We start from the raw sequence: 24,978 nt of genomic DNA on the forward strand, positions 1-24,978 counted from the left end.
CACCACCTCAATCGTCGAGTGCACAAACCCGTCTTGTGACGCACCATGTGCACTCGACATCACCCCCCATCATGAGATCCATCATGGCTTCCGAACCCATCGTGAAATGGAAGACTTTCGTATCCGCCCATCAACAATTCGACGAAAAAGTGAAGAGATATGCGCTCGGCAAACGAGGGCGTGAGGGCGAGTTCGCTTTGGACGAAGCTATGAGGGAAAACCTCGCAGATCGTTCATCGCTGTCGCTTAAAGCGACAAATTGCCGGGCCAGAATCGAATTCTGCCGTGCCGCCCGCAACGTCATGAAGGCCACAACTAAGCCAATGCCTGAAAGGCCAGCCTACTTTCTGACGCTATCGCCGATCGATTTCGTAACCACCGCTGCCGAAGCAGAGACATACGACTGGTCGGTTCTCCAAGTGTGGGCGGATAAGGTGCTCAAGGGATTTTGCTACTTCGGCATCGTCGATGCAGCTCCGTATGCCAATACCCCAACAGGACGGGAGAAGGTTGTATCGTGGCATATCCACGCCATTGTGTGGGGCGCGAGCCGTGATGAAATGGAGGCGTTTAAGGACTCAGTGAATGAACGGTACGGATCGCTCTTGCCAAATCGCGAGGCAGCGCATGTCCGTGTTCGTAGTAGCTGGAAGGGCCTTCGTCAGAGCCTCATCTACATGCTGAAGGCCCCGCTCAAGACATACCGCGTCTACGCCATCAAAAGCTCCGACAAGCGGCCCACCGGGGAATACCAACAAAAGAAAGATTGGCATAGGTCGGGTGAAGCTGCTGCCGTTTGCCGGTTTATGCACGGCGCGGAGATCGACAAGCTATGCGTCGCCGGACTAGGCGGTCGGGAAGTTTTGGAGCGCACTACGGCTCGGTCCATTTCGACCATCGTTCGGCAGGACGTTGACCGGCTTCATGCCTTGATCCGGGCCGTTGCCTGAGACCGTTTCTTATCCAACTTGGACGCTGCTATGGCGCGAGGAGCCACTTTGGGAACAGTTCGGCGCCAAGTCTCGGAACTCTGAGCAGCAGTCAGCTGCCGTCCTCAAAACGCTTGAGCTTCTCCAGCACGAAATCATTGGGCCGAACCAAAAAGGGAATTTCGTTTGCAGTAGCGCGTCCTTTGAGGACCTCAGCGAAAGCGGTGGCTTGTGCAATTTGCTCACCATCACACGCATCGCGGGGAAGCACGGTACGGCAATCAAAGAATGAACTGGCGAGATCACCTTGGCCTCCTACTTTCGTCGACCCGGTTGCAATCAGATCATCGTTGAGGGCAATGTTGATCTCGGCTTTCCGTAGCCGTGTCTCGGTGGCGGCGAATAGGCCAGCTTTCCCACACACCCTTAGGAATCCGATACCATCTTTGATCTCAACGTCATCACGCGCGCGTTCACGAAGGCGACCTAAGGCATGGGCGGAAGCGTGTGCGACAAGGACCCCAAGCCTGACATCGGTGCCGGACCGCCCAATCTTGAGATAATGACACTGAATGGTGACGCCGGTTTCTAGGCCGGTGAGTGCTTCCATTGGATGGTCGTCGGCTAGCAGCGTGGTAAACATAATTTCGCAGGCTCTTTTGCCAGCAAAGAGGGTGATGTCGACAAAAGCTCCCTTGTCGGCTTCGGGTATGGACTTGAGGCGGTCTCCTACAGCTTGCAGCAAGGCCACACGTTTAACTGGAGACCCCTCTAAATTTAGACTACCGGCCAACCATTTCACTGCTGGCCACCACTCCTTTTCGTTACCATTCGAAATTGCTACGGCGCCGATTAACTCGCGTCGCTTTATCTCTCGCCCAACCTGACGAGCGAAAATGCGGCCTTCCGTTGTGATAGATTTGGCCATAGATGCCCCTAAGCCGATGCGAACAACCGCTCCCGGAGATACCACGCGACGGCGTTCAACACGTTGCCTTCCCAAAACCATTCGACGGTATAGGGTCGAGAGACCTGCCCCAAAGCGGACCAAGCGTTTTCATTGGCCGCAGAACGCGAACTGTTTGATCGTATACGTGGTCTCAGAAACCTTCGTCAGGTTTCCCGACCCGACATCGTAGAAGCGCCGGACGCACGTGTCGTACTTGTCATTGCTGGTGTCCATCCAATCCGCTTGCAGGAGAGTGCTGTCGATACCGTAGCGGAGTTGAAGCTGATAGTTGTCCTCGCCGCCGAGTGGAAAATCGACCACCCTGCCATCACGGCCATCGATCAGAAACGCGAAAATGCACGACGTGCCACAGCCAATTTCGATCATTGTAAAGTGGCCGCCGTAGTTCGGGCCGGACTTCATACCGTTCCGAATCCTCGTCTTGAATTGGGCAGCGGAGCCCGCAAATTTTGGCAGGGCTGACTTCCCTTTGAGATACATTTTTGTGGGATAGTCGCCGAATTTGGGTTGCCGCTGCCGGTGGGACCGCGAGGAAAATGGCGGCCAATAACGCTGAAATCAGTTTCATCATGCTGCCCAAATCCCCTTACGGAACGGCAATGCCTCCGGTCACTAAACCTGTCAAGAGTTTCCTACACCCGGTTTTAACTGAGACCTCTCACTATTCCGCGTAGACTTGCGATGCTTTCGAGGGAACTACCCTGCCACCTGCTAATTACAATCGGGGAATTTTGATCTGAACGTGCCATCCAGTAGCTGGTCCATGATCCGGCAGCAGGTTTTGCACCGTGACGGCTATTGCTGTGTGTCCTGCGGCATCAGGCTCAAGTCGGCGGATGCCGACGTTCACCATTTGCTCCCTCGCTCGATGGGCGGAACCGACGAGATGTCGAACTTGGTCACGCTCTGCGACGGCTGTCACGCGCGCCATCACCCAAACTTGGCTGGTGGTCTGGCAAGACGGGCGATTGAGAGATGGGCCGTGAGGCTCGCGAGATGGGTGGACCGCGAAGGAGTGGTGACCGAAGCCACAGGTAACTTCGGACCTGCTCTACGCCTGTTTGGGCTGCAGCGATTTCGTCACGGTCAGTTGCCGATCATATTGGCGGCGCTTTCGGGAAAATCCGTGTTAGTCGTCAGTCCCACAGGTTCCGGCAAAACCCTATGTTTTCAGCTTCCCGCGGTGCTTAGGCGTGGCGTCGCCCTTGTTGTTTCTCCCTTGAAGGCGCTGATGTCCGAACAGGTGTCCGACCTTCTAGCCAAGAAAATACCGGCAACGTTCATCAACAGTGATCTCAGCCGCGAAGAGAAGGAGACCCGCTTTTCTCTGCTTGGCCTCAAGGCCATAAAGCTCCTCTATGTTGCGCCGGAGCGGTTTTTTGTTCGTAGCGACGCCGAGCGCAACCAGCTTAAGCGGAGCGAACCGTCCTTTTTGATCATAGACGAGGCCCATTGCGTTGACCGCTGGGGTGAGGACTTTCGCCCCGAGTACGGGCGCTTACGCGAGGTTCGGGAAAAGCTCGGTGCTCCCCCAGTCTTGGCTTTCACAGCTACTGCTGGAAAGGAAATGCAGGACCGGATTCTCGCCTCGCTTGGCATCCCGGATGCAAAGGTGTTCGTCCGCGATGTGGATAGGCCAAACATCGCGATGTTGCGACGGCATTGCCGATCTGAACAACGGGCGCAGGAAATAGCATCCATGCTGGCGCTGCCCCAGTTGAAGGGGCAGAAGGCAATGATTTTCGTCCCTACGGTAAAAGTGGGTGACGAACTGCGGACTGCTTTGTCGGCGATGGGGTTGGACATCCCATTCTATCATTCCAAGCTGGGAACTGCATGGGAGAGGCAGGAACTCGTGAAGCGCTTCTTGGGGCAGAGCCGCCCAGTGGTCGATCAGATTGTCTGCACCAACGCCTTTGGCATGGGCCTCGACGTTCCTAACGTGCGGCTGGTGGTGCACTGGCAACAATCAGCATCTGTTGAAGACCTGTTGCAGGAGTTTGGCCGCGCTGGAAGAGATGGGAAGCCGTCGGTCTCGGTCATGTTCCACGACGGTAAAGGTCGAGGTGATACGGGACGCCTCAAATTCATGGCCGAGATGACTGTCTCGAATGCACCGGGGGATGAGCACCAAAAAGCGGTCATGCTGGAGCAGCGGACCCGGAACATCGATCAAGTGGCCGGGATGCTCCGCTCGACTTCTTGTCTTCGTAAGTCGATCCGCAACTATTTCGGCGATAGCGAGGCACGGCACAAACTGAGCCTTGCAGAGCGGATCCTTGAATGGGTTTTTGGAACACGTGCGCCGAGAACCCACCACACCGCTTGCTGCGATAGCTGCGACTCCGCAACAATCAAAAAGCACGGCGCGATAGCTTATGTTGCGCGGGTCATGGGAGCTGAATTCTCGCGTTCAGGGCGAAAATGACGATCGATTGCGCTCAGAAGACGGAACCCGGCAACTCCCGCAATACAGTATTTGGTGGAACATTGTTGATATCTTAAGCACGTCTCCACAATCGGTACTTGTCCGGCTTGGCCCGTTTTGCTAATGAGTCCGTACAAACGGGGGTTTGGATAATGTCGAAGCGCAATTTTCTGTCACCAATGGCCTTGTCGGCCACGATGATTCTCGGCGGCCAAGTTCAGGCTGCAGTCCTTGTCGAATCGGCAAATCAGCCTTCGGCCAAGCTCGCTGAAGCTGGCACTGTTCCGGCGGACCTCGGCTACGGTGAGGTGCTCGACCGCTCAAATGGTACGGACGTTATCATGGCGTACCACACCAGCCATTCGAGCCATGCTAGTCACGGGTCTCACTGCTCTGGCTACAGCTATTGTTGATGGCGGACACTTCTCGCGATAGCGAGCTCGTCCAGACTGCCCAAGTCAAGTTTGATCTGTCAGTCTTCAGCCTCGACTGTGTGAAGCGCGCAGCGTATCGGGTAACTGGAAACGCTGCGGTTGAGATCACGATCGAAGGCGGCTTCGCAGTATGCACGATCAACTTCAGTAAGGCGGCCGCGCGAGCTGCGGCCGACGCAGCGATAGAAAGGCTGCGGCTAGAGGTCTTGGATCAGGACCTGCGTAGCAGCATCGCCGCCGAAACCGCCACGGTTAGAAACGCTATACTGGCGCTGGCGTTTTCCAGATCGGGCCTACAGTCCGATGACTAAGTTTGCTCCGGCAACTGAGTTCCAACGACCGTTGGACGACACATACCAGCTCGCGTACTTCCGTTTTTCCCAGTTGGATGACGAGCGGTATATGCTGACCAACCAAGCGGGCGAATATCTGGTATTGCCGCGCGCCGTGCTGGCTTCGTTTGTCAAGCACGAGCTTCCCAGCACACACCCCGCTTACTCCCGCCTGCGCAGCAGGCAGTTCCTCTTTGATGCATCCTCCAATATCGGCAAGGAGCTGCTGGCGCTTAAGGTTCGGACCAAGGCAAAGAGGCTGGAGAACTTCACATCGCTTCATATAATGGTCGTGTCTTTGCGGTGCGAGCACTCCTGCCCTTACTGTCAGGTATCCCGTCAAAGCGAAGATCGTTCAGCCTTCGATATGTCAGAGGAGACTGCCGAGAAGGCGTTGGCGCTCATTTTCCAGTCTCCAAGTCCGGCTATCAAGATCGAGTTCCAAGGCGGCGAGCCGCTTCTGAATTTCCCGTTGATCCAACACGTCGTGCATCGGGCTGAAGCGATCAACAAGGTCGCCGGGCGGTCGCTGCAATTCGTTATCACGACGAACCTCGCTGTCGTTACGGACGAAATCTTGGAGTTTTGCTGCGAGCACAGCGTCCTAATTTCTACGTCGCTTGATGGTCCGGCCATTCTTCACAATGCCAGTCGACCACGCCCGGGAAAGAACAGCTATGAATTGGCTGTGGCAGGTATCCACAAGGCCAGACTGGCTCTCGGCCATGGACGCGTCAGCGCACTTATGACGACGACCAAAGCCAGCCTTCCACTGGTGCGCGAGATCATTGACGAATACGTGCGGCTAGATTTCCCCGGAATATTCCTTCGGCCGCTTTCTCCTTACGGCTTCGCGGTCAAGACGAAATCGTACGCTGCCTATGACGTGGACCACTGGCTCGACTTCTACTTCGACGGGCTGAATTACATCCTCGAACTGAATCGGAAAGGCATTCCTTTCAAGGAGTTTTACGCGGCCACCATCCTTACAAAAATGCTCACGCCTTTCGAGCCGGGATATGTGGACCTGATGAGCCCGGCAGGCATCGGTATCTCCGCCGTTGTCTATAACTATGACGCCAGCGTCTACGCATCCGACGAAGCGCGCATGTTGGCTGAGATGGGCGACAAGACATTTCTGCTCGGGAACGTCCACGAAAACACGTATGCGGAGATTTTCGGGTCTGACGCTCTCCTCGATCCTATCGAGCAGTCTTTTGCAGGCTCCGTACCGATGTGCGCCGACTGCGCTTACGAACCGTTCTGTGGCTCCGATCCGGTGTTCCACACCGCAACGCAGGGCGACTTTGTTGGCCTCAAAACGCGGTCGGGATTCTGCAATCGCAACATGTCGATCTTCAAGAGGCTGATCGACCTTATGGAGAGGGACGTTACCGCCCGAGAACTCTTTCTAAGTTGGGCGAATTAGGATGTTGCGACTGAGTGGCTTCGCTGCGTCAGCAAGCGTCGGTGATTTCTCACAGCGAGTGGCACTTAGGCTCGTGACGGGCCAAGCTGATCAAGCGCCCAACCCGGAGCATGATGCGTATCTTTTCAAGGGGCAGGCGTTACATCCTGAATGCCAGTGGGTTGTCACCTTTGAGGAGCACCGGCCGGAGGCTGAGCGACTGTTTTCAGACCGACGACTAGTCGTTCTGCCCCACGAATTCGACTACCTCAGCGAGGGAGACGTTATCCGCTTTGTCCCGGATCGGAAGGCAGTGCGTGTCCTGTTCAGAAAGGGTGCCAACGCGAACTATTTCCTCGTAACGGAGCGGTGCAACCACCTGTGCTTGATGTGCTCCCAGCCACCCAAAGACGTTGACGATCGCTGGTTGGCGCGGGAGATTTTGGATGTGCTGCCCTTGCTGCCCGCAACGACCCCGTTTCTCGGGATCACTGGCGGTGAGCCGACGCTGGTGGGTGAGGACTTTTTTGACATTTTGTCATCAGCTCGTGACCACCTTCCTTCTACGCCGGTTCATATTCTTTCCAATGGCCGGACATTTAAGGACAAGGCCTTCTCGCATCGCTATCAAGCAATCGGGCATCCTCGTCTTTCCGTTGGCATACCGATCTACTCAGCGGACCCGGAAGTGCACGACTATGTGGTTCAATCCAAAGGCGCTTTCGATGAGACCATCCGCGGGATCATGAACCTGAAGTCCGTCGGGGCTGAGGTTGAGATACGAGTTGTCGTTCACAAGCAGACCTATGAAGGTCTCGCCGACCTGTCAGATTTCATTTTTAGAAACCTCACCTTCGTAGACCACGTGACGTTCATGGGGCTGGAGATCACTGGCTTCACAAGGGCAAATATGGATAAGCTCTGGATAGACCCGTACGACTATCGAAGTGAGTTGCGGGCGGCTGTGCAATATCTGGCTGCGGCTAGGATCAATGTTTCAGTCTACAATCACCAGCTCTGTCTTCTTGATGGCTCCATCCATCAGTACGCAAAACGCTCGATCAGCGATTGGAAAAATGAATACGCCGATGAGTGCAGAGGTTGCTCCCTACGCAATAAGTGTGGCGGCTTCTTTTCATCCAGCAGCCTCGCAAAGAGCTCTCACATCGCGGCGTTCCAATAATAGAACACCGATGTGCATCGGGACTTTCACGAAACCCGATTCAAAAGCTAAGGCCGTCCAATGCGAAGCTACTTGAGAAACTTTCTCGCGCTAATTGTCATCCTCAGCTTCACGACAGCGTCAATCGCAGATGATTTCAATGCCATTCTATTCGGTCATTCAGTCGAAATTTACGGCGAGGCCGAGGAGACGATGCACCTTGATGGAAAGCCGACCATTACAGACGGTAGACTCACAATCGACGAAATCACAATTGTGAACGGAATTCCAACATTGGTCGGCAACAGCCTGTCCGGCGGCAACGCTTGCGAAGGCTCACCCTTCATTGTTTCGTTCCCCCCTAGCGGCCAGCCTCGCATTGACGGGCCGATCGAGGGAGCCGACTGCGCCTTGGTAACCCGCAAGGTTGAAGACACTGCGATTACTTTTTCCACAGCTCCAAGTGCCGGAAGGGTAGGCAAGATATGGGTCTGGACGCCCTCCGCTGGCCTTGCTGAGCAGGCGTCCGTTGAAATGCAGCCTGATTTGACTAAGGGCTTCGCGACCTTGCGAGAGCGCACTGTCAAACACCCGTCTGACCTTTTCAGCTACGGGGAAATTAGCAGTGCCATCAGCGACCTCCTCGGCCCCGACCTCGGTGCCTACCGGGAAACGCTTGATGGGACGGGCTCCGGCAAATTCGTCGGCGACGACTATGTAGGAACGGCTTGCACCCCGCATATGTGCGGCCTTCAGGAGGCATTGGTTTTCGTGTCCGCAAAAGAACATCGCGTCTACGCGGCGTGGAAACCGGATCAAAAGAAGATAGAAGTCCGGCCGCCTCTAGATGATTGGCCGGACAAGGCTCGGGTCGAACTGGCAACGTGGGCGCGAAAATGGATGTAGCTCGGATTTGAGGTGATAATCTTGCAGCTGAGATATCCGTTAGCCTTTACAATCGCGGCCTGCGTCGTTTGCGGTCCGGTATTGGCCCAATCAGCCATGGAACACCACCTCTGGCAAGATAAGCGTAAATTCGATCCCTATAGTCGTACGGCAGAGTCAATCACCGGAACGATACGGCTCTCGGGAAATCCAGATTTCGCCATCCCGGGCAGCAAGCTGGCGATCACATTCGGAAACGGCAAAAAAGTTGGTCTGACCTCGGTGGGCGCATCTTGGCGTCAGTGGGACGAAACGGGCGATAAAAAAGCGACCGCGGAAGTTTTCAAATTGTCGCGGGATCCGGGTGCTCTTAGAAACGGCAACACGCTTTGCGGTGATCCGAAATCTGACCCAGCCCAGTACGTCGTGTTTTTCGAAAGATCGTCGTCTGGTGGTCCCCTGCTGCTTGGGATGGCGGTCTTTGGATCGAAAGACACTCCGCACGACATCAATAGCCCAAACCTCTGCGGCACTTTCAATTATTCTACAGACTGAACCGGCCGTCTGGCCGATTGGGGCCGCTGCGAGTGATTAGAGTGCTTTGGAGTATCATTGGGGACGACTATGAAGTTTTTCAGGTACGTATCTGCAGTCTTGGCCATCGCTATCTCCGCTTCAGCAGGATGGGCCGATGACCACGATCCCATCTACTACGGAAGTCGGGCCGGTATGCAGCTTACCACAGTGTCGACGGAAGGCATCGGCACGGCAAACGCCAAGATTCACGTACGGCACACGCCCAAGGATGCCAAAGCCTTCTGTGTCCAATATAACTCGGACTACTCGATGGCTTGCGTCAAGCAGACAATGGCTTTGGTCAAAATCGACGATTATGTGACCGGTAATTGCGTCAAACGGACTTGGTTGGATCTATCGAACGAAAAGTTCGCGTTCCTCGGCCCCGCCAAGAAGTCAGACGAAATGATCGCCGATTACGCTATAAAGCGCGTCAAAACTGGCGAGATTCTCGACGGCACAACGGCTTCGGGATACTGGGTCGAGCTCGGCATTTTCCAGCACCTCTGTCCCGGAATTGCGAAGTAACATGCGTTGGAGGCTTTGCGCGTCGCTTTCGCTCGGCATCTTTCTCGGTCTAGCCGGGATGGTGCAAGCTGCCGAGGTGAGGTTTGTCGGGAAGGTCGAGCACAAAGGAAGTGAGGCGGTAGGTTTTCGACTTGAAGGCGAGATCAATGATACTGACTCCGCTAGCGTCAAGGTCGCATTGGCGAAAGCCGGGATCTCAAATGATGGCGAGGTCTGGCCAAGAATTGTCGTCGAACTCAACAGCTCGGGTGGATCTTATCAGGCTGGGCTCGACTTAGCGCTGCTCTTCCGCAGGTTAGGGCTGGCGACAGTTGTCAAATCTGGAGACCATTGTTTTTCCGCCTGTGCGCTGGCTTTCCTTGGCGGCACTCAGCGGGCAACGGATCCGACACCAGCCCCCGAGGATGGACCTATCCCGGACCAGCTTCCGGATCGTTCAATCGCACGTGACGCCTTGCTTGGTTTCCACGCTCCGTATCTCGCCCTGAGCGGGTCTTCATACACTGCTGACAACGTCTCAGAGGCGTATACCGCTGCTGTCTTGGGAATTTCGCGGTTTATAGCCACTGCCGACCATTTGTATGTGTCTACCGCCGAATTGCCGAAACTTCTCAAACCGACACGAGATGACCTCTATATGGCGGACAACGTTGATGCGGTCAGATTTCTAGGAATCGACTACATCGACTATGCCCTGCAGATTCGCGACCTTAAGGGCATTACACCATCGATGATCCTGAACGCCTGCGTAAATCGATACTACCATCTCCGAGGGCGAAGCAGCCTCGCCGGGTACGGAATGGCAGCCTCTGTCAGAGAAGAATTTGTCGAAGGCTCGAAACTCCTTGAGAATGGTGAGGAGAAGGAGGTCTTCGGCGTCCGGCGCATCAAGTACGGCGAGCGTTCAACAAATGTGGTGTTCACACCGATAGCGAAAACCGACGATGGTAGAAGTTTTGTCTGGTGCCTGTTTGGTCCCGTCGGATCTGATGCCACAACGATCTACAAGCCCGCCGGAACGGTTGAGGAGCTGTTTGCAGAACTGAGGAACGGAAGCGGGCAATGGTGGGAGTTCTCCAGCTCGCAAACAACTATGAAAATTGGTCATACCGACCCGATTGAAACAATGATGCGGGTCCTCGACATGGTACCGCCCGAGACAAAACTAAATGACGTTGGCAAGATTGTGGGGCAGTACCAAGCAGATGAAATGAATATCCCGTCGCCATAAACAGCGGCAAATGATAGCAATCTTTTCAACCTGCAGGGGCCGGTCAATAGGAGCGGGCCAATAACGTTCCGACATTACGTATACCAGATAATTACGAGCCGACTCAACACTTCGACCGAGTAGTCAAAGAGGCCTTTTCCTTTCGGTTGACAGGTGCTCTTTAACGACCACACCCAACAAAGCAGGAAACCTGTAATATTGGCTCGGAGAGTGCTACACAACGGAGATTCGCATGTGGGAGCAGGATAGGCATGGGTGAGACTGCGGGTATAGCGCAAATTGCAGAGATAATTTCCGACCAGATTTTTGCCGAGTTTCTCTGGACAAAAATTGGACCAGTCAACGTTGATTTCAAATGCGATAATTACGAGAGCCACAAGGTAGCTACGCATCCAACCGATGTCGTCTTTTATTACGATGAGCCTTACGACGACGTTACAACCTATGTTCAATGCGATCTCAAGAGCTACGCTGCCGCTTCGATCGGGCGGTCACAAATCGAGAAAGCCATTGTTAGCCTTTCCGCTCAGGTCGCTTGCGCAGAGATAAGCGCCGAGTGGCAAGAGCGATATGTGCACAAGCACAAGGACTTCTCAGTCTCAGGTCTCCTATTCATCTACAATCATGACGGAGGGTACGATCGGACATTTAGTGATAACCTTGAGAAATTGGACTTTGACGACCTACACACTCCCAAGAATGGAAAATTGGTCGTTCTTGGTCCCGCCGAAATTCATTGGCTCAATAATGTCAGCCAAGAAATACTACGAATGAGAGGGAGATCAGGGGCGGCGCGACTACCAGATCGAGGAGCTTGCTCTTTTTTTTACCCGCAGACGGTGCGCCGTGCACAGCTCCGCGGAAAACAGCGATGCGCCGCGTCGTTGGAAATGCTTACCGGCCCGTGGATTATTTTGCAATATGACGGAAACAGCGAGAGAAAAGCGGGGTTGGTGGTGTTTTACAGACCACCCGGTGAAACGGTTGATGAATTCCTCTACCTATTGGATTATATGCGCCAGCATGGATTGTTTGACCTTGAGCGTCAAATATTCATTCGCTCTATAGACAAAGCGGGCACGTCGCTACAAAATTTTCAAAAGGCACGGCTTCATTATATAGAAGCTATGGGCGCGACCGATGAAGGGAAGAATAGCCTATTGGACGTCTTAAATAACATACGATTCGAGCTGATAAACAATGTAATATCGACATTCTCCGAGATCCAGATAGGAATGTCATATGACGGATAAATTGCCTTTTTTGGCAGCTACAGACAAAGATATATTTGACTTGCTCATGTCATCTAAGGGGAGAATGAGCGAAGGTGTGCTACGTGGAATCGCGCTAACCCGAGGAATTATCTATTCTCCCAAAACTGACCGAGAGCGGCTTGCCAGTGATATTTCCATCCTGCCTCATGATTTTGCCTCGTTGACCAAACTGATCGAGAGACGCGAATATCAGAATAGAAACGAGAAGAGGGCTTACGTGGACGTGCTTGTGTCTCTTACTCATGACGAGATTAGTGAAGTCGTGCGAAGTTATAAGGAAGAGTTTGCAGGTGAGGATGAGTTGACCACTCAGCAACGGAGATTGAGAGAAGTCCAGCTGAATGTCGCATACGATGAAATAGACTATTCGAAGACAAGATTAATACAGAGGCAACGAAGAGACGCAAACATCGAGTTTATCTTGGAGAGTGATCGAACTACGATAAGGATGCCTGCAACGGAAAAGGCGAGAGGTGTCGTTGATCGATTGATTAAAAAGATTAGTCAACTTAAGCTTCAGTCTCTTACACCTAAGGATTTGTCACTGGATGGATTGACGGCGGATCAACGGACTACTTTTTTTATGAGTATGCTTCGAAATATTCCCGGATACCAGTTGCAGACGGTCGTTAGCATAAAATGCGCATCGGGCGACGATGACGTCGGCGAAGACCTTGAGATGGATATCGAAGAGAAGGAGCGCGCGGTCGAGAGCGAAATCGTCGGCAAAATAAACAGCGTCGCTCTAAGCGGTATGAACCTCTTGCAGTCTGAGGAATATCAGTCGCTCAAAAAGAATGGGTTTTTCATCACAGCGGTAACTTGGAGGGCGCTTCAAACAGAGAGGCCTAATGATCTCATGCAGTTCGACGTTTCATTTGACGAGCCTCGCCAAGGCAAAGGTTTTAAATTTGGGGTCAGGATCGCTCGGCGACTGACTGACGGAACTCCCACTTCCGACTTCAAACCCCTTGACCCAAATAGGCAGCCCGCGCTTTGGAGTCTGGTGGAGCGCACATCGGCAAACGCACTCGATGAGATTATTGCTTCAGGAGCTCCCGTTCAAGAACCCGCTGAAAGAGTGACAGCGGCATGACCCGGCGTAGATGGCTCCGTGTCCGCTGGCCTTTCGATATGAGAACATTGGCGGAGAGGCTGAGAGCAATACCCTTCACGGCTGCAACACAAAACGGCTTCATTTTGGATCGGGTGCGGCCCAACTCTTTGGAGGGGCGGTTTATCGAGCGCCAAGATATCAGTCAGATTGTGGAGAGTCCCTTAGGAGAGAAAGTTGTTTATGAAAGAACCGAGTTTCGGGGCATTGGCTTCGCGGTTAACCCATCATATTCGGACCTCGAAATCATAAATCCGCCTAGGAGCATGAGTTTATTTTTGTCGCGCCTTGGGGAAGCTTGCAATTTCGAAGTGTCTGTCAGCGAAATTAAGGTAGATGTTATTAGATGGTGCGAGCTTTTCTCGAAGGAGACAAACAGGGACATAAAAATAGTTAGCTGCCAGATGCGAGATATCAAGCTCACTGAAAGTGTTATGGCAACGGCGATTTTAAGAGGTGCCAATGACGTTCGTCTAGCTGCTGATAAATTGACGAATGGCGCTTCATATACGAACGACAAAATAAGAGTTCAGATTGAGGGCTCACCGATTAACACCCTCATCCTTACCAGACAGGGTTCGGCGAGCATTGATAAGAGCGCGTCTGAACCCCTGCTCGAAGCACTGCGGAGATCCCTACGCTATTCATTAGATTGAGAAGGTTTGACAGGCCCATAGGTGACTGAACACCGCTTCAACGAACGGACGCTGTTCGGCCAGCACCGCCCATATGCGCAAGTCAACCACGAGAGACGAGAACATGTCACTTTAGGGTATGCCCTGAGGTGACGTAACATGATCGGCCGCCAACAATGTAACATCTCGGTTGGCATCGGGTATTTGTGACAACGTAGCCGTGAGCCTAAACCTCGAAGTGACAACCATTTTCTACGCCCGCGTCAGCGCGCAGGCCCGACGGCCGTGAAGGGCATAAGGGCGCAACCGCCGTTGCGCCGCCCCAAAGCGGTGACGGCGCTCAATGCGGGGCCTGTAGGGCTGCCCCACGCCTTCGTTTCGGCGCGCCCGGCTACTCATGTGGTAACGCTGAAATTCACCAATCGACGATTCTCCGGACCTTTGGCCTTGGCGTGCAGTAATTGCGCTTTCTGAACTTCCCGAATAGGAACGAGATGGGGCAAACAAGAGGTTGAATCGCATGAACAACGCAAGCGAGCAGACGCGCACGGACCTGTTGGAACTGACCGCAGACATTGTCGCCGCCTATGTCCAGAACAACGCGACGCCGGTGGCCGGTCTCCCGGATTTGATCGCCAGCGTCAATTCTGCGTTGTCGAACCTAGTCCAGCCGGTTGAGCCACCGACGCCAATGCTCACGCCAGCGGTGAACCCCAAGAAGTCGGTGTTCCCCGATTACATTGTGAGCCTTGAGGACGGGCGCAAATTCAAATCTATGAAGCGTCACCTTGGTTTGCTCGGCATGACGCCCGACCAGTACAGAACCAGATGGGGTCTGGCGAAAGACTATCCTATGGTGGCACCTAGCTATGCGGCTCAGCGGTCGGCCCTTGCAAAATCTTCTGGCCTAGGTCGCAAGACCGTTGCAGCAGCACCTTCAAAGAAGGTCCAAACAAAAAAGCCCGCTCCTAGGCGGCCAAAGTCCTGAGGTGATTAGATGAACAGGACCGCGGCTTGTAGTCCTCTTTTCCGACTAGGCTTTATGGCAGTGCTCCTCGTTGGCGCGCTGACGCTGCAAAGCGCATCCATGGCAGAAGAGACGAACTCGATCTTCCCATCAAACCTAACTGGCACTTGGGAGCCCAGTGTAGATTATTGTGGCAAGACCGATGCCGAAAAGACGGTAGGAACGGCCCTGATCATCTCAAATCCAGACGGCGAAAATAACGCTGGGCCGTCGTTTGTATTCCGCAGCTACGAAGGCGAAGGGGGCGACTGCAATATCCAATCAGCGAAGGCGGCGGGGCTTGCGTTGAGGTTAGACGCCCAATGCAGATCTGAGGAACAGCCTTACACGAAAGAATCGCTTCGGCTTGAGGTTGGGGCGGCAAGTGACGTCATTTCTCTACAAAGAGCTGCGGCAACGGCACCGGAAATATACTACCGGTGTTCTTTGCCCGTCGTGTCAGCACGGCGGGAGGCAAGTGAGTGTTTTGATATTTCAAAAGGGCAGCCGGAGCACTTGTTCGGCCAACTAACCTACCGGATATTCCCTGGATCACCAAATTTCGAAGATGTGAAGGCAGGAGACGAACCGGAGCCAGCCTACATACTCCGTCTAGCCTCGCCTATTTGTCTGACAGGGGATGAGTTCGTAAACGAGGCTGATCAAGTTTCCACGGTTCAGCTCTCTGGAAGCCCCGCCGTCGAAGCTTTGCTTCGTTCACTGGTAGGAAGCGAGGTTTATGTCCGACTTGCCGAGAAGGCGGGCGCGACCACGGCTCATCACCACGCGCCCCTCATGGCGACGGCCGTCGAAGTCAATTTAAGCCAAGATACCACTGACGAGTATGGGACCGCAGCCACCACTGTGAGAGCATTCTACTATGCTCTTGAGCAGGGTGACGGCGTTCAAGCAGCGCAATACGTAATCCCGGAAAAGCGGAGGCATGGCCCCCTCTCCGCTGCCGCGATCACCGCATTCTATGGGCATCTCAAGCAGCCTTTGCAACTGACCAGCATCGAGCCGCAACATGCCGACGAATTTCTCGCCCGTTACGGTTTCGCGAGCAAATCGGGCATTTGTGTAGGACGCTCCATTGTGCATACGGTTCGTAGGGGAAGCAAAAACCTCATATCCTCGATTCGAGCGTTAGATGGCTGCTAATACTTTCTTAGCTGTAACGGGTAGCCATGCCTTCCCATCTCAGTCACTCCGAATTCAAGGCCTACTGCCTTAGAGTTTGGGTCGCAGAGTGATTGCAAAACCAGCCGTCCACGCGGTGCGTTAAAACCGGCTCAAAATTGGAACCTCCACATGTCAAAGTTTGGCATCCTTCTTGTTCTTCTTGCGACTTACATCAATCCTGCCTCTGCAGCGTGTGATATCCGCTTGAAAGGGCCGGTCCCAAACTGCCCAGCCGTCGCATACAGCATTGAGGATTGTGATCAGACGTCAATGGTGGGAAAAAAAGGGACAAAAGTCTATTTCACTATAATTCACATTATGACGAACGGGATGGTGTTTGCCGGTGGTGGCCATGAAGCGGCAGTCGAGCTCAAGAACCTACTTTTCAAAAACTGTCGGTTCTCGTTTCTAGATCGAATGGATCAAGAAAGCCCAGAGTACGCCTCACACCTTGTGGTAAAATAGGATCGCAAAGTTGTCTCAATTCACTATGACGCGGGTTTCTTATATACTGATGGCATGCCTGTATGGGATATATAGGTCGCTCTATAACGTGCGATCCAAACATATAGCCAACCTTAAGTTCAAAACTTAACTGCAGCGACGGGATATCACTATGAATTTGCGCAGGTATGTGATGGGCGGGATGGCTCTCGGGTTATTGTCTGGACCTGCGCTGGCCTCAATGCCAGTCCTGACAGCTTCGCCCAATCCAGCGACGTCAGCGACCTGTACGCACTGGGCAATAGAGCAGGATGAGGACACCCTGTACATGTGGGGAGCTACCGAGAGCGGCGAATCTTCAAAAGCGGAAGCAATTCAACGGCTTATAGGGTCGTGTATGGGCCGCAAAATTCCCGATATCGTTGGTTGGGGCTCAAGTGTTGGGTTCGACGAAGCTTACTGCAAAAAACACGCTCGTGCCGCGATATGCGTTAAGGGCAAGAGCCCGGAAAAGCCCTAGGGGGTGTACGATATGCCTCGCACTGATATCACGGATTGTCCAATGACCCACTCCGTTGCGTCGCGCCTAGGCTCTGAAAATTATTAGTGCGGTTTTGATATTGGCAAACGCTCCGGTTTGATTAGAGTCGTCTAACGGTTAGTGTGGGGTGTAGTTTTGGCTTGTCGTTTGCTTCTTACTTCTGGGCTATTGCTGGGGCTGCTCAGTAGCGTCGAGGCCTCGCCGCTTTTTGAAATCAACTCTTGGATTGGCTTCCAGAATTACGATGCCACTGGATGCATCATGATCTCCCCGTTTCCGGACGGAAAGACCGGGCTGGCGGTGGAGATGGTTGATTCTGATGACATCACTATTGGTGTTCGCTGGATCGAGGCGGACTACTCAGCGATAATGGGACAGGACATTCCCGGCAAACTTCTTATCGATGGTGACCCACCTATCGAGGTCGTAGGGCACTTCGTGCAGAAAGACTACCTTCGATTCTCCTCTGAACGTAAGGGTCTGCTCAAGCATGTGTTCACCGCTGGACGGTCAATGAGGTTGGATTACGGGGATGGGGGCTGGGTTGCCGCACCCCTCAGAGGCACGACAAAGGCAGTGGAGCGACTTACCGCTTGTGCCGACAAGCAAAGAACGGCGGCGCAATTTGACCCTAAGCCATCGTCGTCTCAGAGCGTAGATAGCACTCCCAAATCCGATCAGCCCTCAGCCTCACCCTTCCCATCGTTCATTGGTGACAAAGGCTCGCTTGTTAATCAGAATTCTTTCCTCTCAATCTCTTTGGGGGATTTGATCACTAAAGAAAAGCTTCAGGCAATCTTCCCTATGACTGACATCGAGTTTCAAATGTACCCGGAAGATGGAGAATGCACGGATGGTTGTTATAACATTGCAAGCACAGATAAGGAGTCGTTTAAGGCGTTCTTGAAGGTCAATAAGAATGGCAATTTGCTAAGTTATTCTTTCTCCGGTTCCTCGGTGTCAGATTCAAACGGAAACAAGTCCGGCCAACCCTTTAGCGAGATTAAGGTATTTTCCGAGATCAAATGCGAAAGCGGTTACTCCATGATGTGTTCTACGACGCCTGACGCCGTTCAATATATAGATCCGGATATTTCTTGCGATCTTAAAGACGCCCTCACAGAGACAGCCGACGGAATATCGTTTGTTAAGGACCGCTCCTGTTTTAAAATCACATCCTTCTTTTTTGACAAAACCTGATCTTTTTGGGCACTGACAGTCAGCCCGACTGTCCCATGTGTGATTTCTCACGCAACAGATGAATTACGCTGAAGGAGATTGGAATGTTGAAAGCCGGGATCTGCCTTGTAACTGCTTCCCTTGGCATCAGCGTCGCAAAGGCTGATACTTTTGACTACCGATGCAAGTTTGGCGTCAAAATCTATCCCCTTACGGTGGATACCGACGCAAACACTCTCAAATGGAGAGGCCAAACTTACCAAATAACTAAGTCAACCTCCGACAGTGACTATAGCGTGTGCGCCAATTACGGATGGCACGTAGAGGGCAACCGCACGTCTTTTGACTTCTGTACCGCAACTCAGGGGTATGGGGAAATTAAAAAGGAAGGAGAGGTTCAAGCGCAATGCGACATCAAGAGCTGACGCTTAGTCAGTCCTACACGGCGGGAAGCGCTAATTGGGGAGTCGGTGTTTCCCGACTACATTGTGAGCCTAGAGGGTGGGCGCAAAGTCAAATCAATGAAGCGCCACCTCGGTTTGCTGGGCATGACCCCGGACCAGTACAGAATCAAATGGGGTCTGGCGAAGGACTATCCTATGGTCGCGCCAAGCTACGCGGAATCGGCTTGCCTCTGCAACTAGACCTCGCGGCTAGCCATTCAAAAAATCAGGGACGCGATGATGATCCCGACGCTCGCGAATGACCCTGCCGCCTTCATTCGTTCTTGAATTTTAGTGATACCTAAAATATCATTTTCGAATGTCTGGATGCGGTTTTACAGAATGGGCTCGCCGATATGGTGAGTGCGTGGTGATGTCGTGACGATCATCTCTGAGGCCGCCAAACATAGCCTTTGGCCGTCCTCAGCCTTCGACCATAATGGACTGTCTCGTCCTGTCACCGGTCACATCTGATGTCCCGACACTTCGCGAACGAGGCCGACTTCCACCAGCGCATTATCGACAATTCCGACGCCTTCCCTGCTCTGTTTCGGGGCGCACCGGCGGCTCGTACTTTGTTTTGGGCTCATGAGCTTACACTTCATGATGCCGGTCGCGGCGGCGGAAACGGAAGTGCTGACTTGATGACCGTCGACGAGACCGGGATGGTCTGGCTTATCGAGGTAAAGTTCAATTTCTCGCTCGAATCTGGAACACAAGTTTGGCACGGCCAACTGGCGAGGTACCGCAATGCGTTGATGACAATGAGCTGGCAGGAGATCGTGCGTTATACGCATCGGTTCCTTACAGGCTTCGAGCAGACCAAACCTCAGCTTCCCCTCCGAAAGAATGCAGGCAGCCTTGATGAATGCATCGGCGAGTGGCTGGTCGCGGCCGAAGCAGAAGCAGCCCCTGATGGCTCGATTGCGTCGATAATGGCGGAGCGACTTCGTTCCGGCAATTTTGGTATTATGCTGGTGTCGGATTACTTCAAGGCATCGGATCGCGCCGCGGCCGAATCCTTTGCGCACACGGTGCATGGCGGCCCAGTCGCATATGCAGTCGTCAATCCGGATGAGACCGGGTTTCATTGGCACGTAAAATACTTCCGGCCGGGAGCCGATCCAGGGTCGGTAATAAGTGCAAGTGTGACGAGCGATTTCGTGCCGGAGAAAATGCAGCTCGTTACACCAACCCGGCTTCGCTCGCTAGTATCTCCCGCCTGTCGCAATCTTCTCGACGCCATCGTCTATCCTCGGCTTCACGCACTTGGCTGGAATGAGCGGCACGTGGCAAAGCGTAGTGCATTCAATGCTATTATTCCCGTTGGCGGAAGTTCGATTCCTCTTCTGGTTGTCGGCACATCTGAACTGGATGCGAAAGCGCTGGAGCGTCACGCTAAAATCGACGGTGGTCAGACGCTCAAGATCAATCCGCGTTTCAAGGCAGTCCTGAATCAAACGGGGAATCTGGCCTTCGTAAACACCTACATGAAGCGCTTCTACGAATTGGGGTGGCGTGGTCGTAGGCGCGAGAACAAGCATTTACGTTGGGGAGTAACAGATATCTCGGCCGAGGAGATCAGCGCATCAGAAGCTGCAATGATCTACTATCCTGTTGAAGATCAACGGGACCATAGTGGTAGAGAGGGTGACGCTGAAAACCTGTCAAATTTCTTTGCCGCTTTTGACGAAATGATTGCGTCGATGCCGAAAGCTACACTGGCTGGCGGTTAGCGTGCCTTCTCGGTGATGTATCCTCTGCCAGCCCGAGCATTCACGTCGAGCCAAGCGCCCGGCGGAGGTCCGCCAACTCGGAAACGAGGCGCTGCCCCGCGGTCTGGAGCGACTTAGCTATTTCATGGGCCTCATTCTGTTCGATGACTACGGCCGTGCGCTCTGGCTGCTTTGATCGGAAAGTAAGCGTCCGCAGCACGAGCAACCAGTTACCTTGTTGGTCAAGCACAACTTTGCCGACGCCGTGAGCCAGCGAAGCGCGCAAGCCCTCGTGGGGACGGAAGGCCGACAGCGCTGCCGCCGATGCTTTCCCCTCCGAAGCGAAGGCCCCAGTGGTCCCAATCAAAGTCGCCAATTCTTCGAAACGGTGTCCAACCAGATGGGGTAGCTTTGCTGCAGCGCCGTCCATCGTCGTGCTCGCCATCACGAGAAGTGTCTCGCTAACGGCCACCTCACTCCGCGCAAATAAATCGAGGCAACGTCCACGCCATGCGTTTACGGCCGTGATGGCGTGAAGCCACTGATCGTTGCTGTAAGCAGGAATGGCTGTCGTCTCGGTATCCATTCGGAAACACTATATTAGCTGTGGCGTACCAATACGTTGGCCGCTACGCGCCAGCAAGAGCTTCGCCGCCTTTAAGAATCCGATAAATCTGCATTCTTGAGCAGCCTACTACCCTAGCGATTTCCGCAGGTCCCTTTCCGTCTGCGTTCAACTGAAGTATCTGGTCGCGATCAAGCCGCTGTTTACCGCCTCTGTAGACACCATCACCCTTGGCCTTTTCAATGCCCTCTCGCTGCCGCTCCTTGATAAACCGCCTCTCCATCTGAGCTACCATTCCCAAGACCGTCAGAACGATGTGGCCCATCTCACCACGGGTCGAAACATGTGGGTCGAGGACAGTGACGAAGGCCCCCCGCTGCTCACACTCGTGGATCAAATTCAGAACGTCGCGCGTGTCACGACCAAGCCGGTCGAGCCGAGTGACGACCAGTTCATCCCCCGGCCGTAGAAAGTCGATGATGGTGGCAAGCTCCACTCGGCCTTCGCGGTTGGCGCCAGAGACCTTCTCCGAGCGGATGATGTTGCATCCTTCGGCCTTGAGCTTGGCCATTTGCGTTTCGAGATCTTGGTCGACGGTGCTGACGCGGGCATAGCCAATGCGGCTCATTTGTGTCACCTCAAGGTTTAGGCCCGAGGCTACACTGTCACAAATAGTCGATGTCAACCCAGATGTTACACGGCCCTTGCCGCGTCATGTGACGTCACCTCAGGGCATACCCTGATGCTATGCGATGCCAGCGTTGCGCGTCCTCGTCAAAGCGGTGCGCAAATAAACTTTTGTGTTCGCACCATCTGAACCCACTTTCCAATCCCCCGCTGATTTTTTCTCGGGCAGCCGTATGCTTGACACGACAAATAGGCGCGATTTTGCCCCTCTTACTCTGAAGTTAAATTTGGATACCGAGGCTGTGTGCGTTCACAGTTGCTGGCGAACCCTTTGGGCTAGACAACTGAGCAAACGACATTCGATTGCAGCTTAACCTTCAGATCCAGCCCACCATGCTGCCCGACCGTATCAGTCGTCTAGCGCTCACCAAGCTGAAACTTGGGATCGACTGGAGCGCTGGTTTCGTCGACGACGCTATCGTATTCTCGGCCAATGAGGACGAGCACAAAGCCACCGAAAAACGTTACGCTGGTGATGGCAATCAAACCGAGCGCCCACCATTCGGGCACTGAGAAATACCAAGCCCAGCCGAGTGCTTGGAGCAGTGGCGAGATCACCAGCATCCATGCGCCGTAGACACCATCGGTGTTAAGGCGGCTTCTTGTGGTTACCCTGTATTTGATCGGCACGTTTCCTCCCCGGGCACCCCATGGTGTCTGACCTATTTTTGATGCAGCTTAGTGGCCATGTGCAACCTCTACAACATCACCACGTCGCAAGAAGCCGTCCGCCAGTGGACCCGGACTTTGCGCGACATCTTAGGCAACCTTGAGCCGTCGATAGACATATATCCCAACCAGTTCGGCCCGGTCGTACGCAACGCATCAGACGGCGCACGTGAGCTTGCCAATTTGCGCTGGGGAATGCCGACGCCATTAGACCGCGTTAGGGGCAACGCCGACTCCGGCACAACTAATATCCGCAATCCGCAATACGGCCACTGGCAGCAGTATGTCGGCGTCGAGCATCGCTGCGTCGTGCCGGTGACGAGCTTCGCAGAGCCCAGCCCCACGCGGAATGACAAGGATCCCGAGACAGGCGGCATTCAGCGGAACTTCTGGTTTGCCCTGAACCAGGACCGCCCGCTGTTCTTCTTCGCTGGCCTCTGGACCCGCTGGCAAGGGGTGCGCAAGGTCAAGGAAGGCCCCGGCGATCACGAGGTTTATGGCTTCATGACCACCAAGCCGAACGCCCTGATTGCGCCCATCCACGAAAAAGCTATGCCCGTGATCCTGACGACGCCGGAGGAAACCGAGATATGGCTTACCGCCCCATGGTCTGAGGCCAAGCGCCTGCAGCGAACGGCACCGGATGACGCCCTTGTGATTGTCGAGAAGCCCGCGACGCAGATCAAGGTTCCCGAGCAGGCACCACCACCGCCAAGACAAGGCTCGTTGTTCTAGTGGCTGGCCTTCGGATACTGTCGCATGTAGCACCGGGCCTTGCGATTGCCATCTTTCTTGAAATCTTGGCCGTGGTGTTTGTTCGTCGTAACCGGCGTTAGCAAATCGGCGGCAGGTGATTGAAATGCCGGGCTGTTAGCGCCAGTTATTCATCCCTCCAGACCACGCGCCGCACCATGCGGATTTCAACAAGCCGCCTCACGCGTATCCTCAGGCCCTCGGATGCACTTGGCAGCAGGATATCGACGTCAAGATCGCGACGTTTGCACCGCTCGCAGCGCATGTGCCGGTCAACGTCCCAAAACGGAATGTCCCCCACCAATTTGGCGAGGTCACCCGGCAGATAGTGCCGCGTGATGTTGCAGTTGACACATCGGACGCGGATCAGCTGACCAACCTCATGTGCTTTGCACAGGGTCTGCACGAGGCGGCGGGGTTTTCTGGGCTGCTCCGGCATGGCCAAAAATAGGAATGAGTTCCTCGCCATGTCAATTCGCCCTTGACATTTATGTTCCCTTTTTGTTCACTGTGACAATGCAGCGTTTGGAGTCATTGCCATGGACCGCATTGTGACACTCAACAGTCGCCAGGAGGCCGCCCTCCAGGCTCACGCCGAGGATTTCATCGCCGTCCACAGGGCGACGTGATGAAGGCGCTCAAGGAAATGATCGTGCTCAATGGGCATCTTCAGGAACGACTTGACGCCCTCGCCGCACCTCGCCGCGCGACACGTTAGGAGGAGCCGCAATGGGTAGGATGCACTTAGATGCTGCAGCTAAGGCCGAACTGCATTCCGAAGCGGAGAAGCTCATTGCCCGCTACGACAGCCCGCTTGAGACGGTGAAAGCGCTCATGGCCTACAACTGCGAGCTTGAGACCCAGATACTCGCCATAGCCCATCGGCATCCCGGGATTGTCTCAATCGGATACGACGATACGCCGCCTGTTCTGGGATGAGAGTGACAGTGCTCCATGCAAGAATTTATCGAGTTCATACAGAGTAACTCTGCGTTAGTGGTCGCCAATCCAGCGGCCTTCGCCACGTTTGCCGCGTTGTTCGGCGGCGCCGGATTTGCAGTTGGGCGTTATTTCCTTACTGAGCGCATCGCCAATCTGGAAAGTCGGATTGCGAGGCGTGACGAGGAGATTACGGACCTGAAAGCCAAGCAGAAAGCACCAGAGCCGGAAGTCCCTGTGCCTCTATTCGAGATGACTGAGGTTCTTCCCCCTGCACCGCTCAACTTCAACCGGCTGTTAGTCCAGCGGAAAGACAGCCTCCATGTCGGATAATTTGCTCCCCCAACAGAAAGCACCCAAGCTGATCGTTGTCACCGCCTTCGACCGCGATGAGACCGGCGACCTCCAACCCGTCTTCGGACCGGCAGAGCAGCCGACTGAGGATCGAGCGATACGGACTGCGAGGGGACTGGCGGGCAAGCATGCTGGCGTCATTGCGTGGTCGCGCGATGCCAACCCTTCGCTTGGCGAATATGGGAGCCCACCACTTTGTCGGCGGCGACGTGCCGGATAGCGTTGGCTTGGCCCGGCAGATCTAACCGGGAGGGAGGAACATGTTTTCCTCCTTGGCAGCTGCTTCGAATGCCTTGCGGGCTTCTTGAGGTGGTATCTCGTCGGCCAGAGCGGCCATGCAAACGCGCATCGCGTAGTCCCATTTTGCCCTTTGTTGGTCCACTTCATGAGTTGCTCGGCGGCACCCTGGACATGACTAACCCCGTAGCGAAGGCCAGGACGTTCGGTCTGACGTAGACGGGAGGGTTGAACCAATGGAGAGCCATGAGCGCTATTCGCTGCCATCAATGACAAAGGAGAGATTCAAGGAGGTCGCCATCATCAAACCTTCGCCCTCCGCCAACCGGCCCACCAAGCTTCCCATTGGGAACAGAAC

29 protein-coding genes and 2 pseudogenes are annotated in these 24,978 nt (G+C 54.1%); 24 read left to right on the forward strand and 7 right to left on the reverse strand.

The annotated features are described in order from the left end of the window. Positions 1–83 precede the first annotated feature (83 nt). Entirely contained in the window at positions 84–950 is an 867-nt protein-coding gene (locus tag EN914_RS00085) for a hypothetical protein (protein ID WP_024503088.1), read from the forward strand. 91 nt (positions 951–1,041) lie between these two features. On the opposite strand, the gene EN914_RS00090 is transcribed toward EN914_RS00085, so the two are convergent. Continuing rightward, positions 1,042–1,857, reverse strand: coding sequence for a hypothetical protein (locus EN914_RS00090; RefSeq protein ID WP_024503089.1), 816 nt, complete (start codon positions 1,855–1,857; stop codon positions 1,042–1,044). A gap of 129 nt (positions 1,858–1,986) precedes the next feature. Continuing rightward, the gene (locus EN914_RS00095) at positions 1,987–2,301 is read right to left on the reverse strand and encodes a hypothetical protein (RefSeq protein ID WP_127218517.1); all 315 of its coding nucleotides are present in this window, start codon (positions 2,299–2,301) and stop codon (positions 1,987–1,989) included. Between the two features lie 361 nt (positions 2,302–2,662). On the opposite strand from EN914_RS00095, the gene EN914_RS00100 reads away from it, so the two are divergent. The 19 genes and pseudogenes from EN914_RS00100 (at position 2,663) to EN914_RS00190 (ending at position 20,437) form a co-directional block, all read left to right on the forward strand. After that, a complete protein-coding gene (locus EN914_RS00100; RefSeq protein ID WP_081714267.1) occupies positions 2,663–4,327 on the forward strand; it encodes a RecQ family ATP-dependent DNA helicase in 1,665 nt (554 codons plus the stop codon). 152 nt (positions 4,328–4,479) lie between these two features. Beyond that, positions 4,480–4,740, forward strand: coding sequence for a hypothetical protein (locus EN914_RS00105; protein WP_127218519.1), 261 nt, complete (start codon positions 4,480–4,482; stop codon positions 4,738–4,740). Then, complete coding sequence (gene hxsD / locus EN914_RS40075; protein WP_024503092.1) at positions 4,740–5,072, forward strand: His-Xaa-Ser system protein HxsD; 333 nt, start codon at positions 4,740–4,742, stop codon at positions 5,070–5,072. The genes EN914_RS00105 and hxsD overlap by 1 nt, the downstream gene beginning before the upstream one ends. Continuing rightward, on the forward strand, positions 5,065–6,522 hold the full coding sequence (gene hxsB / locus EN914_RS00115) for a His-Xaa-Ser system radical SAM maturase HxsB (protein WP_024503093.1): 1,458 nt from the start codon (positions 5,065–5,067) through the stop codon (positions 6,520–6,522). The genes hxsD and hxsB overlap by 8 nt, the downstream gene beginning before the upstream one ends. Before the next feature lies 1 nt (position 6,523). Next, positions 6,524–7,684 carry a His-Xaa-Ser system radical SAM maturase HxsC gene (gene hxsC, locus EN914_RS00120; RefSeq protein ID WP_024503094.1) on the forward strand — a complete coding sequence of 387 codons (1,161 nt, stop codon included), beginning with the start codon at positions 6,524–6,526 and terminating at the stop codon, positions 7,682–7,684. A gap of 72 nt (positions 7,685–7,756) precedes the next feature. After that, a complete protein-coding gene (locus EN914_RS00125; RefSeq protein WP_127218521.1) occupies positions 7,757–8,569 on the forward strand; it encodes a hypothetical protein in 813 nt (270 codons plus the stop codon). A gap of 21 nt (positions 8,570–8,590) precedes the next feature. Beyond that, positions 8,591–9,103, forward strand: coding sequence for a hypothetical protein (locus tag EN914_RS00130; protein WP_127218523.1), 513 nt, complete (start codon positions 8,591–8,593; stop codon positions 9,101–9,103). Between the two features lie 69 nt (positions 9,104–9,172). Next, complete coding sequence (locus tag EN914_RS00135; RefSeq protein ID WP_024503096.1) at positions 9,173–9,652, forward strand: hypothetical protein; 480 nt, start codon at positions 9,173–9,175, stop codon at positions 9,650–9,652. Between the two features lies 1 nt (position 9,653). Then, positions 9,654–10,883 (forward strand): hypothetical protein, encoded by a 1,230-nt coding sequence (locus EN914_RS00140; RefSeq protein ID WP_024503097.1) that lies wholly within the window; start codon positions 9,654–9,656, stop codon positions 10,881–10,883. Positions 10,884–11,134: 251 nt separating this feature from the next. Further along, the gene (locus tag EN914_RS00145) at positions 11,135–12,136 is read left to right on the forward strand and encodes a hypothetical protein (protein ID WP_024503098.1); all 1,002 of its coding nucleotides are present in this window, start codon (positions 11,135–11,137) and stop codon (positions 12,134–12,136) included. Next, positions 12,126–13,253: a hypothetical protein gene (locus EN914_RS00150; protein WP_024503099.1), complete on the forward strand. Its 1,128-nt coding sequence runs from the start codon at positions 12,126–12,128 to the stop codon at positions 13,251–13,253. The genes EN914_RS00145 and EN914_RS00150 overlap by 11 nt, the downstream gene beginning before the upstream one ends. 38 nt (positions 13,254–13,291) lie before the next feature. After that, positions 13,292–13,927, forward strand: coding sequence for a hypothetical protein (locus EN914_RS00155; RefSeq protein ID WP_127388982.1), 636 nt, complete (start codon positions 13,292–13,294; stop codon positions 13,925–13,927). A 499-nt stretch (positions 13,928–14,426) separates the two neighbouring features. Further along, positions 14,427–14,894 (forward strand): MucR family transcriptional regulator, encoded by a 468-nt coding sequence (locus EN914_RS00160; protein WP_024503101.1) that lies wholly within the window; start codon positions 14,427–14,429, stop codon positions 14,892–14,894. A gap of 54 nt (positions 14,895–14,948) precedes the next feature. Then, a complete protein-coding gene (locus EN914_RS00165; protein ID WP_127223434.1) occupies positions 14,949–16,073 on the forward strand; it encodes a hypothetical protein in 1,125 nt (374 codons plus the stop codon). A gap of 150 nt (positions 16,074–16,223) precedes the next feature. Then, positions 16,224–16,559, forward strand: a complete 336-nt coding sequence (locus EN914_RS00170) for a hypothetical protein (RefSeq protein ID WP_024503103.1) — start codon at positions 16,224–16,226, stop codon at positions 16,557–16,559. Positions 16,560–17,226: 667 nt separating this feature from the next. Continuing rightward, on the forward strand, positions 17,227–18,279 hold the full coding sequence (locus EN914_RS00175; RefSeq protein ID WP_127218525.1) for a hypothetical protein: 1,053 nt from the start codon (positions 17,227–17,229) through the stop codon (positions 18,277–18,279). An 83-nt stretch (positions 18,280–18,362) separates the two neighbouring features. After that, on the forward strand, positions 18,363–18,683 hold the full coding sequence (locus EN914_RS00180; RefSeq protein ID WP_024503105.1) for a hypothetical protein: 321 nt from the start codon (positions 18,363–18,365) through the stop codon (positions 18,681–18,683). A gap of 39 nt (positions 18,684–18,722) precedes the next feature. Further along, positions 18,723–18,902 (forward strand): annotated as a pseudogene (locus tag EN914_RS00185) (MucR family transcriptional regulator); the annotation flags it as partial. A 272-nt stretch (positions 18,903–19,174) separates the two neighbouring features. Further along, on the forward strand, positions 19,175–20,437 hold the full coding sequence (locus tag EN914_RS00190) for a hypothetical protein (RefSeq protein WP_032899138.1): 1,263 nt from the start codon (positions 19,175–19,177) through the stop codon (positions 20,435–20,437). Between the two features lie 40 nt (positions 20,438–20,477). Here the strand turns inward: EN914_RS00190 and EN914_RS00195 are convergent, their stop codons facing one another. From EN914_RS00195 to EN914_RS00205, 3 genes are all read right to left on the reverse strand, one after another. Further along, positions 20,478–21,002: a hypothetical protein gene (locus EN914_RS00195; protein WP_024503107.1), complete on the reverse strand. Its 525-nt coding sequence runs from the start codon at positions 21,000–21,002 to the stop codon at positions 20,478–20,480. A 43-nt stretch (positions 21,003–21,045) separates the two neighbouring features. Then, positions 21,046–21,609, reverse strand: coding sequence for a recombinase family protein (locus EN914_RS00200; protein ID WP_024503108.1), 564 nt, complete (start codon positions 21,607–21,609; stop codon positions 21,046–21,048). A gap of 416 nt (positions 21,610–22,025) precedes the next feature. Next, positions 22,026–22,298, reverse strand: a complete 273-nt coding sequence (locus tag EN914_RS00205; RefSeq protein WP_127218527.1) for a hypothetical protein — start codon at positions 22,296–22,298, stop codon at positions 22,026–22,028. A gap of 57 nt (positions 22,299–22,355) precedes the next feature. Here EN914_RS00205 and EN914_RS00210 point away from each other — a divergent pair, with 57 nt between their 5' ends. Further along, entirely contained in the window at positions 22,356–23,072 is a 717-nt protein-coding gene (locus tag EN914_RS00210) for an SOS response-associated peptidase (protein WP_024503110.1), read from the forward strand. A gap of 145 nt (positions 23,073–23,217) precedes the next feature. On the opposite strand, the gene EN914_RS00215 is transcribed toward EN914_RS00210, so the two are convergent. Next, positions 23,218–23,559: a hypothetical protein gene (locus EN914_RS00215; protein ID WP_245265323.1), complete on the reverse strand. Its 342-nt coding sequence runs from the start codon at positions 23,557–23,559 to the stop codon at positions 23,218–23,220. A 260-nt stretch (positions 23,560–23,819) separates the two neighbouring features. Here EN914_RS00215 and EN914_RS00225 point away from each other — a divergent pair, with 260 nt between their 5' ends. From EN914_RS00225 to EN914_RS38930, 3 genes and pseudogenes are all read left to right on the forward strand, one after another. After that, positions 23,820–24,029 (forward strand): hypothetical protein, encoded by a 210-nt coding sequence (locus EN914_RS00225; RefSeq protein ID WP_024503112.1) that lies wholly within the window; start codon positions 23,820–23,822, stop codon positions 24,027–24,029. Between the two features lie 15 nt (positions 24,030–24,044). Then, entirely contained in the window at positions 24,045–24,362 is a 318-nt protein-coding gene (locus tag EN914_RS00230; RefSeq protein WP_024503113.1) for a hypothetical protein, read from the forward strand. Then, positions 24,352–24,628: pseudogene (locus EN914_RS38930) on the forward strand (hypothetical protein). Before EN914_RS00230 ends, EN914_RS38930 begins: the two are co-directional and overlap by 11 nt. On the opposite strand, the gene EN914_RS39945 reads toward EN914_RS38930, so the two are convergent. Then, the gene (locus tag EN914_RS39945) at positions 24,625–24,732 is read right to left on the reverse strand and encodes a DUF982 domain-containing protein (protein WP_081714269.1); all 108 of its coding nucleotides are present in this window, start codon (positions 24,730–24,732) and stop codon (positions 24,625–24,627) included. The pseudogene EN914_RS38930 and the gene EN914_RS39945 sit on opposite strands and share 4 nt — an antisense overlap. Positions 24,733–24,978 lie beyond the last annotated feature (246 nt).

Source organism: Mesorhizobium sp. M7A.F.Ca.CA.001.08.2.1 (genome assembly GCF_003998455.1).
GTDB lineage: Bacteria > Pseudomonadota > Alphaproteobacteria > Rhizobiales > Rhizobiaceae > Mesorhizobium > Mesorhizobium ciceri.